Annotated in this window: 8 protein-coding genes; 2 read left to right on the forward strand and 6 right to left on the reverse strand. The window is 42.0% G+C overall.

What is annotated here, in order from left to right:
• The first annotated feature begins 173 nt into the window (after positions 1-173).
• Positions 174-1,403: a cysteine desulfurase gene (locus CW745_RS08290; RefSeq protein WP_101108180.1), complete on the forward strand. Its 1,230-nt coding sequence runs from the start codon at positions 174-176 to the stop codon at positions 1,401-1,403.
• A gap of 127 nt (positions 1,404-1,530) precedes the next feature.
• Here the strand turns inward: CW745_RS08290 and CW745_RS08295 are convergent, their stop codons facing one another.
• From CW745_RS08295 to CW745_RS08305, 3 genes are all read right to left on the reverse strand, one after another.
• Entirely contained in the window at positions 1,531-4,644 is a 3,114-nt protein-coding gene (locus tag CW745_RS08295; RefSeq protein WP_101108181.1) for a glycosyl hydrolase family 18 protein, read from the reverse strand.
• Positions 4,645-4,943: 299 nt separating this feature from the next.
• Positions 4,944-8,057, reverse strand: coding sequence for a glycosyl hydrolase family 18 protein (locus CW745_RS08300; protein WP_101108182.1), 3,114 nt, complete (start codon positions 8,055-8,057; stop codon positions 4,944-4,946).
• Between the two features lie 720 nt (positions 8,058-8,777).
• Positions 8,778-11,027: a glycosyl hydrolase family 18 protein gene (locus tag CW745_RS08305; RefSeq protein ID WP_101108183.1), complete on the reverse strand. Its 2,250-nt coding sequence runs from the start codon at positions 11,025-11,027 to the stop codon at positions 8,778-8,780.
• A 507-nt stretch (positions 11,028-11,534) separates the two neighbouring features.
• Between CW745_RS08305 and CW745_RS08310 the strand changes: the two genes are divergently transcribed.
• Positions 11,535-13,085 carry a lytic polysaccharide monooxygenase gene (locus CW745_RS08310; protein WP_101108184.1) on the forward strand — a complete coding sequence of 517 codons (1,551 nt, stop codon included), beginning with the start codon at positions 11,535-11,537 and terminating at the stop codon, positions 13,083-13,085.
• A gap of 183 nt (positions 13,086-13,268) precedes the next feature.
• Here CW745_RS08310 and CW745_RS08315 read toward each other — a convergent pair whose 3' ends face one another.
• The 3 genes from CW745_RS08315 to CW745_RS08325 form a co-directional block, all read right to left on the reverse strand.
• Positions 13,269-15,671, reverse strand: a complete 2,403-nt coding sequence (locus CW745_RS08315) for a glycoside hydrolase family 9 protein (protein ID WP_101108185.1) — start codon at positions 15,669-15,671, stop codon at positions 13,269-13,271.
• Between the two features lie 470 nt (positions 15,672-16,141).
• The gene (locus CW745_RS08320) at positions 16,142-17,005 is read right to left on the reverse strand and encodes a delta-class carbonic anhydrase (RefSeq protein ID WP_101108186.1); all 864 of its coding nucleotides are present in this window, start codon (positions 17,003-17,005) and stop codon (positions 16,142-16,144) included.
• Between the two features lie 284 nt (positions 17,006-17,289).
• Entirely contained in the window at positions 17,290-17,394 is a 105-nt protein-coding gene (locus tag CW745_RS08325; RefSeq protein ID WP_101108187.1) for a MetS family NSS transporter small subunit, read from the reverse strand.
• Between the last annotated feature and the right edge of the window lies 1 nt (position 17,395).

Here is a 17,395-nt window from a genome sequence, read left to right on the forward strand (position 1 = left end):
TAGTCCTTTATATCACTTTCCATTTTTGTGAATATAACATCAATAGTACTGATGTCGTATCGCTTTAATCGTTAATGCCTGTTCATATATCTATATTGTGAGTAAAATTGTTCCGTTAAAGTGGCAAGTTACTGCTATTTTCAATCATTTATTTTTTTGGGAGCCCTATTTAAATGGCTAATAAGTTCTTTTCTGTGAATGAGTTTCGTGAACAGTTTCCAATTTTAGCGCAACAGATGGGGAGCCACCCGCTTATCTATTTAGATAATGCAGCGACGACTCAAAAACCAAGTGAAGTGATTGATGCGATTAGCCATTATTACCTTAACGATAACGCCAATGTGCATCGTGCAAGCCATCAATTAAGTAATCGCGCTACAACTGCTTTTGAAAAAGCGCGTGAAACAGTATGCCAATTTATTAATGCGCGAAGCTGTAAAGAGATCGTTTGGACGAAGGGGACAACCGAGGGATTTAACTTACTAACACATGTTTTTTCTTCACAGCTGAGGGCTGGTGATGAGGTGATTATCAGTACACTTGAGCACCACGCTAATATTGTGCCGTGGCAGATGCTGGTAGAAAAGGTGGGTATTAAATTAAAAGTGATTCCGCTAACCGATGAATATTGTTTAGATATTGCTGCTTATCAACAATTACTGTCGCCAAAAACTAAGTTTGTTTCCGTTGCACATATTTCTAATGCTTTAGGGATTATTAACCCAATCGAAGAGATGATCTCATTAGCGCATCAGGTCGGCGCGCAAGTGATCATCGATGGCGCACAGGCAGTTGCGCATCTTCAGGTTGATGTCCAAGCGCTAGATTGTGATTATTATCTTTTTTCTGCACATAAACTATTTGGTCCAACGGGGGTTGGGGTTTTATATGGCAAGCAACATCTGTTAGACGCATTGCCTCCTTGGCAGGGGGGAGGTGAGATGATAAAAACGGTGAGTTTTACAGGTACCACCTATAATGATCTGCCCTTTAAATTTGAAGCGGGAACACCCAATATTGCCGGGGTGATTGGTTTAGCGAGCGCGATTGATTTTGTAAATAGTTACGATCGTAAAATGCTGATGTTACATGAGCAGATGTTGCTTTCAATGGCAGAGAGTGCGTTAATTTCGATACCCGAAATCACTGTACTTTGTGCAGGTATTGCTAAATCGGGCGCGATTAGCTTTACAGTTGACGGTGAACATCACAGTGATATTGCCATGTTACTCGATGCACAGGGGATTGCGGTGCGCAGTGGTAGTCATTGTGCGATGCCACTTTTATCTGCCTTGAATTGCATTGGTACGGTGCGCGTTTCTTTCTCTTTGTATAATACGCTTGCTGAAGTGACTACTTTTATTAATGCTTTAAAAGGGGTGATTAGTTTATTAAAAGAGTAGTAATGCCAGCGCACTTTTTGAGTTTTATCGCAAAAAATAAGGGATGCTAGTGCATCCCTTATTTAATTAAACGAATTAATAGTTGCTCTGCTTTACTGGTAAAGCTTCGTTTTGAGCTAATGTTAAATTATTTAACGCGCCATGCTCCCCATTCCCCGCTTGTATCGGGTTTATCACCTTGTGTCCACCATGAGGCAATATAAGTAATATCATTCATTACTACTTCATCACCTTTTTGATAGATGCTATCGGCATTCCATTGTGGAGCTCCGCTGCAGTTAGGTTGTAACATTTTTGCATATTGTGTCACTGTCATAGTATCTGATGAAGTACCAACAGTTAGCTCATATTGGTAAGTTCTTACGGGGGGCTGAGGTATCAATAAGTCATCGGTTGTGCAAAGGTTCGTTACTGCCCAATCATCTAAGGTGATTGTGGTGGTATTTAAGCGCTGATCAACAGTAACAGGCGCTGGCGCTCCCGGTGTTATTGCTTTCCACTCTCCAAAGCCTGCTGGTTGAAAGTCATAGGTATAAGAGGCTTTCCAGGTTGACTGAGAGCTGTCTAAAATGACAACACGATCATCATATGGCTCCACAATAACATCTTCACCGGCATCGCTGTTGTAAAGGATACTATGATAGTAATAATCGATATTTAGTGTGGGTGTGAGTGTTATTGTTGGGGTTGGAGTTGGCGTAACAAGTTGCAATGGCGCAGTTGGTGTCGCGGGTGGTGTTGGTGTAGCGGGTGTTTGCTCGCAGGCTACATCATTCCAAAACCAAGAGCCTGAACGTGGTGTTTCCCATTTTCCTGGATTGTTTTTTGCTTCAAAGCAACTATCTGCATAGCGCACGATATCGCCATTTTTTACTAACGTTTCACCAAGTGTAAACGTCATAATATCCTCAGTACCTGTAATTGGTAGGGGGGTCGGTGGCGGCGTTGGTGATACTGTTGGTGGTATCGTTGGTTGTGGTGGCAAAGAAGGCGTCGGGCATGCGAGTGGAAGCATAATATGATCCTGTGAAATAATCACTGAGTCAGTATCGTTACCGACAGTTAATTGATACTCGATTTGACGTGGTTTTTGGATGTTTGGACAGGTTGCATAGGATGGCATCCACGACGCTAAGGTCACTGTAGTCACCAGTTCATTGGAAATAACAACATCGGGTTCACCAGCGACCACTTTCGTCCATTTCACCTCTTCATCGGTAATCGCTTGTTTATCACCATTCAATGAATATTGCACTGTTGACGCTAAGCCAGATAACGTCACTGTAGTTGCGTTAAAGCTTGCTTCGACTTTAATATCCGGGCCTGCATTGCTGTGATAAATGACAACGGGGGCATTCGGTTTTAATGTTGGCGTTACGGCAATGGGTGTCGGCGCGATGGTTGGAATTGAAGTTGGCGTCGGAGTAGGGGCGAGCTCTCCCTTAATATTACCGACGGCTTTATTCATCGCATTTAATAGTCGTAACTCTTCATTACCGCCATCGCCATCAATGTGCCATGCCACCATGCCACCTAGGCCCTGTTGCTGAAGAAAATCCCCTCTGGCCGCAATTGATTGTGGTGTATCATAAGCGATTAATACTTTGCCTAGGCTATCCCATGAGAAAGAAGCTTGTGCTTGTTCATCCCAGTAGTAGTTTGCGTTGGGGTTAGCAACGATATATTTTAGTGATTCGTGATAGTCAATGATGCCACTTTGATTTGGAAATTCTAATACTGACTTATCGAGAAGAGGGTGGCCACTTGCACTGCTTGGCGTGATGCCATCTTCTATTTGTACATCGAGCCAAGCAAGACCATGCATAGAGGTACCCAATACTAATTTATCGGCTGGTACGCCCTGTGCGAGTAATAAACGGGTTGCGTTTGCTACGGTGGATGATGGGCGACCAAGTGGTGCATAATCGGGAGCGGTTTGATCGCTCTGTGCAGAAGGTGCAAATTCACCAATCCCTTCACATTGCTCGGTGTTGGTTGTCGCACTACAATAAAGCGCTGATGGATGACCTGTTTCTGTTGCCCATTCTGAAGTTAAATTATTAGGCATCATGAAAATATTGTCGAGGTATTGTGCCGCTTGCGCGTAATCGACATCTTGAAGTTTATCCCAGCTAACGCCAATCGCTGTGGTTAACTCATATTGTCTTCCTGTCTCAGCGCTTAACTCATCAAGCATCACGCGTAACTCTTGCATTAATGCCACATAAGCAGGACCATCATTGACAGGATCGCCAAGTAGGTTATTCGCACCGCCACCTCCGGGAAATTGCCAATTAATATCTAGACCATCAAATAATTTCCATGTTTTTAGGAACTCCTTCGCCGATGCAACAAAGGTATCGCGATTGGCTTTATTAGTGAATCCATGGAATGGGTCCGATAACGTTGCGCCGCCAACTGATGGCAAGATAGTTAGGTGCGGTTGGCCTTGTTTGAGTGCCATTAGTTGGCCAAAGTTACCAGCACCGATGTCGTTGAATGCGATTGCTTTACCGTCAATGGTCATCACTTTTTCAGACCCTCGTTGCGTACCTAAAGCTGCAAAGGTATCGTGGATCACCATTTCATAATCTTGGCTGTCGGTACAGTTTTTTTGTAATACTTTCCAACCAGTTTCATCCTCTTTTTTAAGGGATTCATTATCTCCACAAAGTGGAATAAAACCATAAATAATATGAGTTAAATTAGTCGCAGGTATATTTTCAATAAAAAACTCTTTTTCATAAACACTCGACTCAGTAAAGTAAGCGCCGACGATTTGGTCTGGAGTTTGTTGGTAATATGGGGTATCCGAGGAAATTTTGGGTGTTAGTGGGGCAAGGTGTGAGCCATCAGTATCGGCAATCACAATCATATCCCTTTCACTGTCCGTACAGCCTTCGTTATTACAGGCGCGCACGACTATTTCTTTTAAGCCACCATGCGTTATAGAGGCAACGGTATTACCACCTTCACCAATACCTGATGAAACGACTTCATCGTTAATCAATACCTGCCATGATGTGCCTTTATCGCCAGTAAAAGCCGGAAACCATGTGATTGGCAAGTCAATTTTATCAACGCGCGTCACTTGTTTTTTATAGGTATCAGATTCAGCCACGATAGTAACTAAACTGAAATTGTTATATTGCTTATTTAATATTGGGGCGCTAGGCGCAGAAGCTAATGCATTTAATGTTATTGCACTGAGTATTGAAGCAGTTAATATGCTTTTTTTCATACCATCATTCCTTTGTGTGTTGATAATGAAACATCGCTAGAGGGCGAGAACGTTTAATTGTCGTGCCTTTCCATGGCATGTTTTCATTGCTTGGGCGTTGTAAACTACTATTTTTCGCTATCATATTTAGCGACACAAAGAACTGTAGATTATTTTTGGATGATATTTAAGTACTTGTTTTTTAAATACATTGTAATAAGTAGGGTTATTGTTATTTGTGTGGGCTCGTTCCCATTTTTGTTGAGGGGTAAATAAAAAAGGGATGCAATACATCCCTTAAATGTTATCTCAAATAAGAGTTACTTAACCAATTTCCACACTCCCCAGTCGCCAGTGGTGCCAGGTTTCTCACCTTGAGTCCACCAACTTGCAACATAGGTTTTCCCTGCAACGATCACTGTGTCACCTTTGTTATAGGTCGCGTGTGAATCCCATGTTGATTCACACGCTTCGACGCATGCCACCGGGGTAGGGGTTACCGTGGGGGTTGGAATAGGAGTGATAGTAATACTGGGTGTTGGACTTGGCGCGCAAGTAACCACTGGTATTGGCATGCCTCCAGGAATGGTCACCAGTTTACCACAAATCATCACCACTTGATCGGGTGGCGTTGTTGTTGGAGTAATGACTGGGGTAGGTGTTACCACGACACCGTCACAAGCTACTTCATCCCAGAACCAAGAGCCTACTTTTGGTGTTTCCCATGTACCCGGGTTGTTTTTGGCTTCAAAACAACTACCTGCATAGTTGACGATATCGCCATTACTTACTTTTGTTACACCTGCAATAAAGCCATTAGGCATAGGTGTAGGTGTTATCGTTGGAGTAGGAGTCGGTGGCTGACAAGGGACTGGTAAAATAGTCTGTTGTTGCGTCACAATCATGCTATCGACACTATCTGCCACGTTTAGTTGATACTCAAATTGGCGTGTTTCTGCTACTGGGAAAGGTGCTTCACAGCTACCTGGTGCTACCCAGGCTGGAATGTCAATACTGGCATTAAAGCTGTTAGCGTTACTAATGCTTGGCGCGTTAGGTGTTAATGCTTTCCATTGTATTTCAGTATCGCTAGGAACTGGGATAAATTCAGAGTTCATTGTCGGTTGGTATAGTGCACTACCTTGTAGATTGATGGTGTGTGTACCGCTCATAAAATGGTGCTCGATTGATTGGTCATACCCTGCATCGACTCGGTAGTCAGGTGTAAACTGGGTACTATCTTTGCCAAACAGTGTGATGCTTTTAGCTATCAATGGACCATCTTTGTAAACCACATTAATAGTTAATTCATTTACACCTAATTGGTAGTCAGCTCCGGTCACGTTATAGACTTTTACTTCGTTATTACATGCTATCATCGGGCCATGGATTTGGCAGTCAGATGGGAGTGGAGTAACAATCACTTTGTTACTATTTACAAAGGCAAATACCTCTTCAATATCGCCCTCTAGGTTGTATATATTGAAAGATAAAGAGGCGGTATTTGCAATATCGATGATCTGGTTTTGTTGAGGAGATAGGATATTATAACCATGATCAATTGTATCCCAATTAGTTATGCCTACTGGGTTACCCACTGCTTGGTTCATCGCATTTAGTGTACGTTGTGATGCATCACCGCCGTCTCCATCAATCTCCCATGAGAAGATACCGCCTAAGCCTTGCTCTTTTAAGAACACGCCTTTTGCTGCAATTGATTGTGGCGTATCGAGTGTAATTAAGGTGTTCTTCACATCATCCCAAATGAATGAGGCCTGTGCTTGTTCATCCCAAACATATTTAGCATTCTGGTTTGCTTCAAGGTATTTCAGTGCGCCACGGTAATCCATGATGCCTGCTTCCCATGCCCAAGCAGCTTGGTCAACGGCAGTGCCTTCTCCACCTTCTGCAACTAAAGGGTTGTTTTCAGAATTACTAACGTGGTTACCTACTGCGCCAATTGGACTACCATCTACCATCTGTACATCAGTCCAACCACGGCCGTACATCGCTGCACCTACCACTAATTTTTTAGCCGGAACGCCCTGTTGTAATAATAAACGAGTTGCATTTGCTACTGTATATTCCGGACGACCTGCTGGTGCGTAGTCGGCTGCTGTTTTATCCATTTGTGAAGAGGGGCCAAATTCACCCGTACCCGCACATTTATCCGCTTCAACATGTGCGCCACAGTAAAGTGCAGTTTGATGGCCTGTTTCACTGCCCCATGCACCATAGAAGTCGTAAGACATCATGAATATGTTATCCATATATTGCGCAGCTGCTGCGTAATCAACATCCTGTAGTTTGTCCCAACCCACACCAATGGCCGAGGTAAGTTCATATTTACGACCTGTTTCAGCGCTTAATTCATCTAACATTGCACGTAGCTCTTGCATTAATGCAACATAAGCTGGACCATCATTAACTGGATCACCTAATGCAGTGTTTGCACCGCCACCCCCCGGGAACTCCCAGTCGATATCGATACCGTCAAAGAATTTCCATGTTTTTAGGAACTCTTTAGAAGAGGCAACAAAGGTATCGCGATTGGCTTTATCAGTGAAGGCATAGAATGGGTCAGATAATGTCCAACCACCAATTGAAGGAATGATTTTAAGATGTGGATTACCTTGCTTTAATGCCATTAGATGACCAAAGTTACCAGCCCCTACTTCACCGTAACCTACCGCTTTACCATCGAGTTTCATCGCTTTTTCTGCACCATTTTGACGCCAGAAGGCCGCGCCCATATCATGAATAACCAGTTCGTAATCTTGGCTCGCCGCACAGTCTGCTTGTAGCACACTCCATCCGGAAGCATTACCATCTTTGAGGGATTTGTTTTCTCCACAAATCGGCACAAAACCATAAATAATATGGGTTAAATTATTGGCCGGAATATTCTCAACAAAGAATTTTCGTCCATAAATACCCCACTCTACAAAGTAGGTGCCGACAATTTGATCTTGGGATTGTGCATAGTTAATGTTTGCACTATCAACCTGCGCACCGAGAGGTTGAAGATGAGAGCCATCAGTATCTGAAACAATCATAGTATCTGTCGCACTGTCGGTACAACCATCATCATTACAAACACGCACGACAATCTCTTTTAAGCCACCACTGGTGATTGGTACAACAGCATTACCGCCAGCGCCTGTTCCAGAGGTTACTACTTCACCATTAATTAAGAGTTGCCATGAGGTCGCTGTATCACCGCTAAAAGCGGGCGACCATGTAACAGGTAAATCAACCACATCTACACGTTTGACAAGGGTGTTATAAGCACCGGCTTCTCCTGATACCGTTACAAATCCTTTATTGGTGTAGTTAGCATACTGCTCGAGTAATACGGGGGCATTAGGGGCTGCTGCAAAGGCATTAAATGCTAATGCACTGAGTATTGAAGCCGTTAAGATATTTTTTTTCATACAGTCATTCCTTTGTTTAAAATGGTGAACAATTTGGAATGCGCGCGGATAGTGGCAAGTTATAGCAAAACTTGCTTAGTGATATGATTCGCCTATCCATGGCATTAATAACCACTTTTTAACAACCTGCTCCTAAGAACTAGGTAGTGGTGATCCAAATTAGTTGATCTCCTGATCAGTTCGGATTATTTGATGTAGCTAATTTTTATAAACTACATATTAACTGTAAGTGATATTTGATTGTTTTCTCAGCGATACATCATTAACTGTGAACTGCTTAACGATTAGAATAGTAAATTTGTGGGTTCGTTCCCATTGCGGGTGTTTAACCACTTTGAAATATTTTCACAAGCAATTAAAGAAAAGGGGGAAAGTAGTCAGAAGGAGGCTTTATACCATCGAATTAAGTATGTGATCTAAATTTTTCCTGCGTAAAATTAATACCAAACCCACTAAATAACTGATCAATCTTACTGGTTAAAAGAAGCTATTTCAGCGTTAAAAGTTTCACAATGGGAACAACCATTTACATCAACTTTTGCCTTGAACTAACTCCTTTTTCCTGCGTAATATTTGATCACTATATTAGTGGAATTGGTATAAATAACGTTCTAAATGCCTGTGGTATTAATCCGATTAATGGTTTTAGCTAGTAAATTAATTTTAGGCAAAAAAAAGGGATGCAGTTGCATCCCTTAATATGGTTAGTTTATAGAAAGATTATTTAACTTCTTTCCATACACCCCATTCACCAGTTGTACCAGGCTCTTGGCCTTTAGTCCACCAGCCAGCAACATAAGTTGTACCGTTTAGTACTACTGAGTCACCAGTGTTGTAGATTGCAGATGCATCCCACGTTGAACCGCCAACAGGCGTTGGAGTTACTTCTGGAGTTGGTGTTACTTCAGGAGTAGGTGTTACTTCTGGTGTAGGTGTTACTACAGAACCACCTTCACATGGTACTTCATTCCAGAACCATGATGCAGCAGATGGCGTTTCCCATACACCTGGGTTGTTTTGAGCTTCAAAACATGAACCATTGTAAGAAACAACATCGCCGTTAGCTACTTTAGATGAACCTGGAACAAACGCAGGTACTTCACCGATAACAGGAGTAGGCGTTACTTCAGGAGTAGGCGTTACTACAGGAGTAGGTGTTGCAGTTACTACAGGAGTCGGTGTCGCAGTTGGACGTGGACCACCAGTAGAAGCTAGACCTTCATGCATTGCATTTAAGATGTCGCCGTTATCAGCATCGATTTCCCAAGAGAAAAGACCTGCTAGACCAAGACTACGAACATAAGCACCTTTAGCTTTAGTCGAACGTGCATCATCAAATGTAATCAATTTACCGTCAGAACGGTTCCATACATATGCTGCTTCAGCTACTTCATCGTATCCGTATTCAAAACCGTTTACGCCTTGCTCATCAGCACCAAGCATGTACTCTTTGATACCTTTGTAGTCGATAACGCCAGCTTCCCAAACACCCTGTGCTTTAGTACCTGATAGTTTACCAGTACCTGTACCTGTCATTGGGTTAGTAGGATCTGTTAGGCTTGAAGGCATTACACCATCCCAACCACGACCGTACATTGCAGTACCAACAACAAGTTTATTTGCTGGTACACCTTGTGCTAATAAAAGCTCAATACCAGTAGAAGCTGTGTATGTTGGACCTTTAAATGGAACGCCTTCAGCATCTACGCCAGTACCGTCACATTGTCCTGGTAGTAGAGCATCACTACAGTATAGGCCTGCTTGATGTCCTGGAACGTTGTTCCAACCACCAAAGAAGTCGTAGTTCATTGAGAAGATGTAGTCCATGTACTGAACCGCTTGACCGTAATCAACATCTTGTAATTTGTCCCAACCTACATTGATTGCAGAGGTTAGCTCGTATGTACGACCTGTTTCAGCTTCTAAGTCATTAAGCATTGCACGTAATTCTTGCATTAATGCTACGTAAGCTGGACCATCTTTTAACTCATCACCTAGGTTAGGGTTTTCACCGCCACCACCTGGGAATTCCCAGTCAATATCTACACCGTCAAAGAACTTCCATGTTTGTAGGAACTCTTTAGTAGAAGCTACGAATGTATCACGGTTAGCTTTTTCATCGAAGTAGAAGAATGGGTCTGATAATGTCCAACCACCGATTGAAGGTAAGATTTTAAGGTCAGGATTACGCTGTTTAAGCGCCATCATCATCGCAAAGTTACCTTTGATTGGTGTGTTGAAATCATGGCCAGCTTGCTTGAATGATTTTTGGTAAGCAGCCCATGGATCATGGATTACAACTTCAAAGTCTTGTGAACCAGCACAAGCAGTTTTAAGTGCGTTGAAGCTGTTACCGCCAACTGATTTAAGTGATTCGTTTGGACCACAAATTGGAATGAAGCCGTAAAGGATGTGCGTTAGGTTGTCAGCTGGAATGTTATCAACAGTGTAGTTACGATCGTAAATACCCCATTCAACAAAATAAGTACCTACAACAGTATCTTTATCTGTGTTGTATGATTTGTTGTTTGGATCAACATTCATTGTTAATGGTGCTAAGTGAGAACCATCTGTATCAGCAACTGTGATTTGAGCAGATGTACTTGCAGTACAGCCTGTTGCATCACATGCTTCGATAACTACATCGTAAACACCACCTTGAGCGTAACCAAAGCTAGCTGTTGTTTGGCTACCTGTGATTGGGCCAGAAGCTACTTCTGCGCCATCAAAGAAAACCTTATATGTGTCGCCAGTTGTACCGCTCCACTGGTTAAATTTAATCGCGATTTGCGCTTCTTCGTTGTACTTAACCATAGACTTGTAACCAGAGGTTGTGTCCATTGCTAATTCAACTTTAGAGAATTGTAGGTTATTTGAACCATACATATCGATTGATGGTGCAGCTGGGGCAGCTGATGCTGAACTTGCAATTGCAGCCAGAATCGATGCAGCTAAGATATTTCTTTTCATATACTCAGTCCTTTACTTGTAAATGATTGTTTTACATGGGTAAAGCTAAGAATAGGCAGCAGTATAAGTAAGGGGGGGAGAGTTATCCACGGTAGAGTGAATCGTCCTTATTCATATTATCGCCAATCCTTGGCTTACATTACTAATAGTTTTACGGTCTCCTGACCCTATTAGTAACTTTTCAAACAGATCTCATCTTGAGACAGAAACACTATATGACTTTTATTCTGAGATAACAATAGGTTTGTGGTAAATAATATGATGTCAATCGTATTAAAAAACATCGTTGTGATGTTTTTTTGTACCTATAAGTAAACATTTTTAACAAAAAATTAACAAGTTGTGCCTTTTCTGTGAAATAGATCGAGATTAGAATGGCAAGATATGTAAAATGCCCCTCTGTGGCCTAGGTCACTTTTTGAACACTTTGGTTATCCATCAATTGCAAGATGTCAATTGAACTTAACCTCTTTATGGATTGTTTTTTAGCAAAAGGAGTTGTACGAGATGAAACGTTTTAGTTTAAAACTGTTGTCGGTTGCGATGTTTGGTAGTGCTGTTATTACTAGTTTGCCAGTGGCTGCACATGGTTACTTAAAAATTGCACGTCAAGTAAATTGTTATAACGATGGTGGCTACTGGTCACCGAATGGTTCTGCTATTCCTAATGCCGCTTGTAAAGCAGCATTTGATGAAAGTGGTACAACGCAATTTATTCAAAAGAATGAAATTGCAAAATTGGTCAGTGATTACAACAATATGGACGCCGTTAAACGCGCTATTCCCGATGGAGAAATATGTTCTGCAGGAGACAGCAGTAAATCAGGATTAAATATTCCCCATCCAGATTGGAAAAAAACTGCGGTGCAAGTAAGTGCTGAAAACACTATTGCCATTGAGCATGTTGCTACTGCACCACACAACCCTTCTTTCCGTCAATTTTATCTTACCAAAGAGAGCTACGACCCTAGTATGCCAATTAAATGGGATGATTTAGAGTTGATTCACTATGATGATTATACCGTTATGGAAAAAGGCAATACTTTCGTGATTCCTGTTCCTGCAGGGCGAAGTGGTGATGCTGTATTAGTGAGTCGTTGGCAGCGTTATGATCCAGCTGGTGAAGGTTTTTATAACTGTGCTGATATCACACTAGTGTCTGATGGTAGCGTACCAACAGAGCCAACACCAGAGCCGACAGATCCTGTTGTAAGTTTGGTAGAATTAGGTAGTTTCTTAGAGACTGGTATTATCAGCAATAGTGAGATTGATGATAGCGTTCGTTTTCGTATTTTCGATGCAACGGGTGTAGAAACGACTGATGTTTCACTACAAATCACTGCTCAAAACCTAGATTCATGGCCTGGTGATATCGCCGATATGGTAATGCAAGATACTAAGGACACTTGGGTAATTGGTAACTGGCATGGCGATCATTACATGTATGATTGGAACAACCACTATGCAAATAAAGTGTTTGCGCCAAGTGCTGATTTTGCTTATCAATTATCGTTAGTTAAATTTGTTCCAACGCCGGAAGTGTCGCCAACGCCTGTTGTTGCTACGCCAACACCTTCCCCAACACCAGTAATTGTAACAGCAACACCAATCATCACTCCTCCCCCTGTAACGGGTGATGTGATTGCTTTTGTACCTGGTGAGACGATAGTAGCTAATGGTGATATTGTTAGTTATGACGGATCATGTTTTGAAGCTAAGAATAACCCTGGTATCTGGGAAGCTCCTTCTAGCGCATCGTGGTTCTGGAGCGAAGTACCTTGTGAAGGTGGTGTCGAGGTTACGCCAACACCAGCTCCTATCGCAACGCCGACACCTGTGGTTACTCAAGCTCCTACGATGACACCTGCACCTACAGCGACACCTGCTCCAGTGGTAACGCCAACGCCTGTTGTTGGTGAGTCTACATGGGAAGCTGAGAAAGTTTACAATACTGGAGACACTGTAGTTGTTGATGGTATTACTTACACAGCAGGCTGGTGGACGAAAGGTGATAAACCTGGAACAACTGGTCAATGGGGTGTTTGGAAAGCGAAATAACTTTCTTTTTCACTGACTACAAAGGGATGCATGCGCATCCCTTTTTTAATATCTGTTCTAAATTTTATGCAGAAAAACCATCAATCTCAACGCGTTGATTAAAGATACGACTAATCAACGGCAAAGAGAATGATGATGTTAACCAATATAAGCGCCACTATTTAGCGATAATTAGCGGTGCTTTTAGATTTTTCTCCACACTCCCCATTGGCCAGATTTTTCAGGATCTTGGCCTTGTGTCCACCATGCAGCACGATAAGTTATACCATTAACTGTGACTTGATCACCTCCATTATAGATAGCTGTTGCACTCCATGTTGTGTTGCCGTTGGGTGTTGGTGTAACAGTTGGTGTTATCACTGGCGTAGGTGTTGTTGTGATTATTGGTGTCGCCGTAATACTTGGCGTAGGGGTAACTGTTGGCGTTGGTGTGCTGATCACATCGCCACATGATACTTGCTCCCAGAACCAAGAGTTTACTGAAGGTGTTTCCCAAACGCCTGGATTATTTTTAGCTTGATAGCAACTATTTTGGTAACTAACAATCTCACCATTTTTAGCGCGTGTTTTTCCGGCAATAAAAGAGGGATATTCAATTACAGGAGTCGGCGTAATCGTTGGCGTCGGTGTAATGACAGCTGGAGTTGGGGTCATCGTCGGAGTTGGTGTAATGATTACGGGAGTCGGCGTAATCGTTGGCGTCGGTGTGATGATTGCGGGAGTAGGTGTCATCGTGGGTGTCGGTGTAATGACAGCCGGAGTTGGGGTAATCGTCGGAGTCGGTGTACTGACTATTGGTGTAGGGGTAATAATTGGTGTTGGCGTGATCACTGTTTTGGGTTGTAATGCACTGATACTACTCAGTAGATAAACCGTAGCAGCTTGTCCGAAAATGGTTGTTTCTTGATTACTGTAATTACGGTTATGATTCACAAAAATATACTTTTGTGTATCAAATACGCTGTTATCGAGCATTGCTTGCATTTCTGATTTGTAGGGTTGTGCGATTGCCCCACTTGAAAGTGCATCTAGCAGTGAAGCACGATCAACAGGCCCCTCTGAAACGGCTCCAACGGGTTTATTGCCAGAAAGACGGTACATTTGATGATAGATTTGATCCGCACTCTTAAGTACTTTATCTGAAACGACAAAGCTTGTTCCCCAATTATTTTTTCCGTACAGGTAATCAAGGTTGTCATAAGCAAGAGGAAGGTAATACTCATCGCCACTTAATGCGTGCTCAGCAGCCATTGCACCAATTAGTAGATTATTATAAAGAGAAGCCCAATAGATAGTACTCGGTAATCCCCAAATATTTCCTGTTTGCTTTTTCGCAAAGTTGTTGAAAATCTCCAACTCGTAGGTGAATTGATTGTTAGCATGGTTATCAAATTCTCCTAAACGCTGATTGGCAGAAAGTGAATAGGATGCCCAGCTTGCGGTATATTGAGGTTGTAAATTGATTGCTTTTGCCGCTTCTAAGTATTGTGTATCAGCACTGGCTTGATAAAGTTCAACGGCGGCTAATGCTTTATTATCTTGTTCACTGTCATCTGGGTAGAACCACTCTCGGTCGTAGGGGAGGTAGTTGAGTCGGTCACTTGATTGTGCCGCTTTCCATATCGCTTTTGCTTTGCTCAGGTAACGTTCACTTAATTCAGTGTCGAAGGGTTTAAATGTTGTTGCACCATGGGCAAGGGCTGCTGCGACTAAAAACATATTGGGCGCATATTTAGCTGCAAAAGCGGGGCGGTCAAAGCCATTTAATCGGTCATCTTCAGGGTAACGATCGGCTTGATTATGATCTTTATGAGAACCCACTTGATTAATAAAAACGTCATCACTAGGCAGCAGTTTAACGAGGTAATCCAAACCATGCTTTGCTTCATCAAGAATATCAACGTAATTGGAGTTACTTAATACTTTTTTATGAATGCTAGGGTTTACTTCATAGGCGCGCGTTAGGTAATAAGCGGTCACGGCATTAGTTAATGAAAACTTTATATAGTCGCCAGCGTCGTACCAGCCTCCAGTTGCATCAACGGTGAACTGAGTATTTTTCCATTGTGTACTCTGAGCGCCAGCTGTTGCTGGGCCACTGGCTTCAACTACTTTTGCGAACTCGTCGTCCATATGCGAAAGGCTATGATTAAGCGTATCCGCAGTACCACTTCGTGCTGTTTTAAGGTGGGTTAATAGTTGTGTTAACTCACCGGCATACAGGTCTGTATTAATGTTAAACAGCGTGTGTGCTGTTTCACCATCGGGAAGGGTTACTTGAATACGATAATCACCAGTTTCACGAAGCTGGGAAAGGTCAATCTCATGATTGGAAATAAAAGGGGAGTAATCACTTTTACTCACATTATTACTATTAATATTGCCAGTTAATACCGTTTGTCCGTTTTTAACCACTTGGTAAGTCGCTTGTTGTAATGATTTGTCTGACATCACAACCAGCACTTTTTCGCGATCTGGAGTATAACCAAGTTGATTCCCACGTAAGTAGGTATCTGCATTGATAGCGGGGCTAATAGCTAATGATACTGCACTCGCGAGCAGTGTTTTTAATATTTTGTGTTGCATCGTTCAACGTCCTTATTGATTTTATTCGGTAGTAAATAGCAATCTTTAATATTCATTCTTTTTGAGTAATATCTATCTCAGATTGTTCTTTAAGTTTCTGTGTTAGTTGGGTTGGTGAAGCATCATGCTTAATCCGTTCGCACAAATGGGATCCTTCCCTATTTTATATCGGGTGGCAATTATTGTGATGTTTTTGTTATTAAAGTGTGCGTTAATGCAACATTTTTAGCTTAGGCATCAGTAAAAGGGGCGGGGAAAGGGAAGCAACTTAACCGTTGATTGCGCTTAACTGAGTGTGAAACGTAAAAAAGCCAGCAAATTAAAGGCTTAATTTACTGGCTTTGATGCGCATGAGTATAACGTTTATTAACGTTATTTCTGACATAAATTACATCATATTGAATTAAAATCAGTGTGTTATGTTCTTTAGACTCTCTGCTTGAAACGCATTTAGTTATCCTACATTGTGGTTATTTAGCAGATAATAATTCAGGATTAATCACTAGGTTTCTTACGCCATGTGCATGATCTTCGTTGAACACATTACCTTCAAGCCATTTACCCACTGTGTGAATATTTACTTTAGCAATCTTAGGGCGAACACTCCATGATACTTGAAAAGGAGAAGCTTTTTCATTATAGCTAGGTCCTGTCGTTGAGCCCGCATATTGTACCGCTTCACCAGTATTGCTTGGGATGTTTAATGCCTGTTGATAGCCATTTTTAATGCCATGGGCAGTTAAGTCGCTAAAATCTAGTGCCTTATCATCATTCACTAAAACGTAAACTTGTGTTTCAACACGTAGTTGCGGATTGCCTATGGAATCATCTAAACAAGCGCCTAATGTTGGTCCAGGTTTAACTTGTGCGCTTGAGTGAACGTAGTGAACCTCAATGGTATCACCGGGATATAAGCTACCATGCTTACTTTCACCTATCTTGTGTTTAAGAGGCGCTAGCTCTGCTTTACTTAATTTACCAGAATAAACATAACCGCTGTGGTAGCCATGGCCATCGCCATTACCTGCATATTTATTAAATTCGCCACCTTTATGTTCAGCATTTTTATGAAAGTGGATATTGCACAAGTTCATTTCCGTGTAAGCCGGAGCGCTACCAAAGTCACGTTGGTTTGTACCTTTAATGACATCAATGTCACGCGGTGACTGCGGGCCAAAGCCTTTTCCTGCTGTATTTTCAGCAAGTTGAGCACGTTGAGCTTTGATCACACTATCGGCAACTTGATCTGTGTGTTCTGTATGGGTATCAGCTGCATTGACAGCGCTTGGCAGAAGAGCGACTGATGCACAGAAGATAAGTGTTTTTTTATTCATTTTTTATATCCTTATTCTACGTTAGGCTAGCTTCTTTATTTTATTTAACGTATTGAATTGTATCGGTTATGAAGCTGGGGGTAGCTTAATATGAATATTGATATTTACCTATAAAAAAGTAGTAGTTTGATTATGTTTTGTTTTTTTAGAGGAGGAAAGATGAGGGCTGGTGTAGCCCTCATCTTGAGAGGATATTAAATGGCGTTGTCACCTTAAATGTAAGGGTTATTAGGGTAACAAACCTATTCACATCGTTAATCTATATTGATGATTGGTTGTTTAAGTTACTCTGTGTCATCACTTTTCATCGCTTTACGAATGCAGAAGGCCGCGCCTCCCCAAGTGATGCCTAAACCAAGTACCATCATAATTATTGCACCTGTTGTCATC

The organism is Psychromonas sp. psych-6C06 (genome assembly GCF_002835465.1).
Lineage (GTDB): Bacteria > Pseudomonadota > Gammaproteobacteria > Enterobacterales > Psychromonadaceae > Psychromonas.

Coding starts and splice junctions, on each gene's coding strand:
- CW745_RS08290 (WP_101108180.1), top strand. CDS start 174: ATGGCTAATAAGTTCTTTTCTGTGAATGAGTTTCGTGAACAGTTTCCA.
- CW745_RS08295 (WP_101108181.1), bottom strand. CDS start 4,644: ATGAAAAAAAGCATATTAACTGCTTCAATACTCAGTGCAATAACATTA.
- CW745_RS08300 (WP_101108182.1), bottom strand. CDS start 8,057: ATGAAAAAAAATATCTTAACGGCTTCAATACTCAGTGCATTAGCATTT.
- CW745_RS08305 (WP_101108183.1), bottom strand. CDS start 11,027: ATGAAAAGAAATATCTTAGCTGCATCGATTCTGGCTGCAATTGCAAGT.
- CW745_RS08310 (WP_101108184.1), top strand. CDS start 11,535: ATGAAACGTTTTAGTTTAAAACTGTTGTCGGTTGCGATGTTTGGTAGT.
- CW745_RS08315 (WP_101108185.1), bottom strand. CDS start 15,671: ATGCAACACAAAATATTAAAAACACTGCTCGCGAGTGCAGTATCATTA.
- CW745_RS08320 (WP_101108186.1), bottom strand. CDS start 17,005: ATGAATAAAAAAACACTTATCTTCTGTGCATCAGTCGCTCTTCTGCCA.
- CW745_RS08325 (WP_101108187.1), bottom strand. CDS start 17,394: ATGACAACAGGTGCAATAATTATGATGGTACTTGGTTTAGGCATCACT.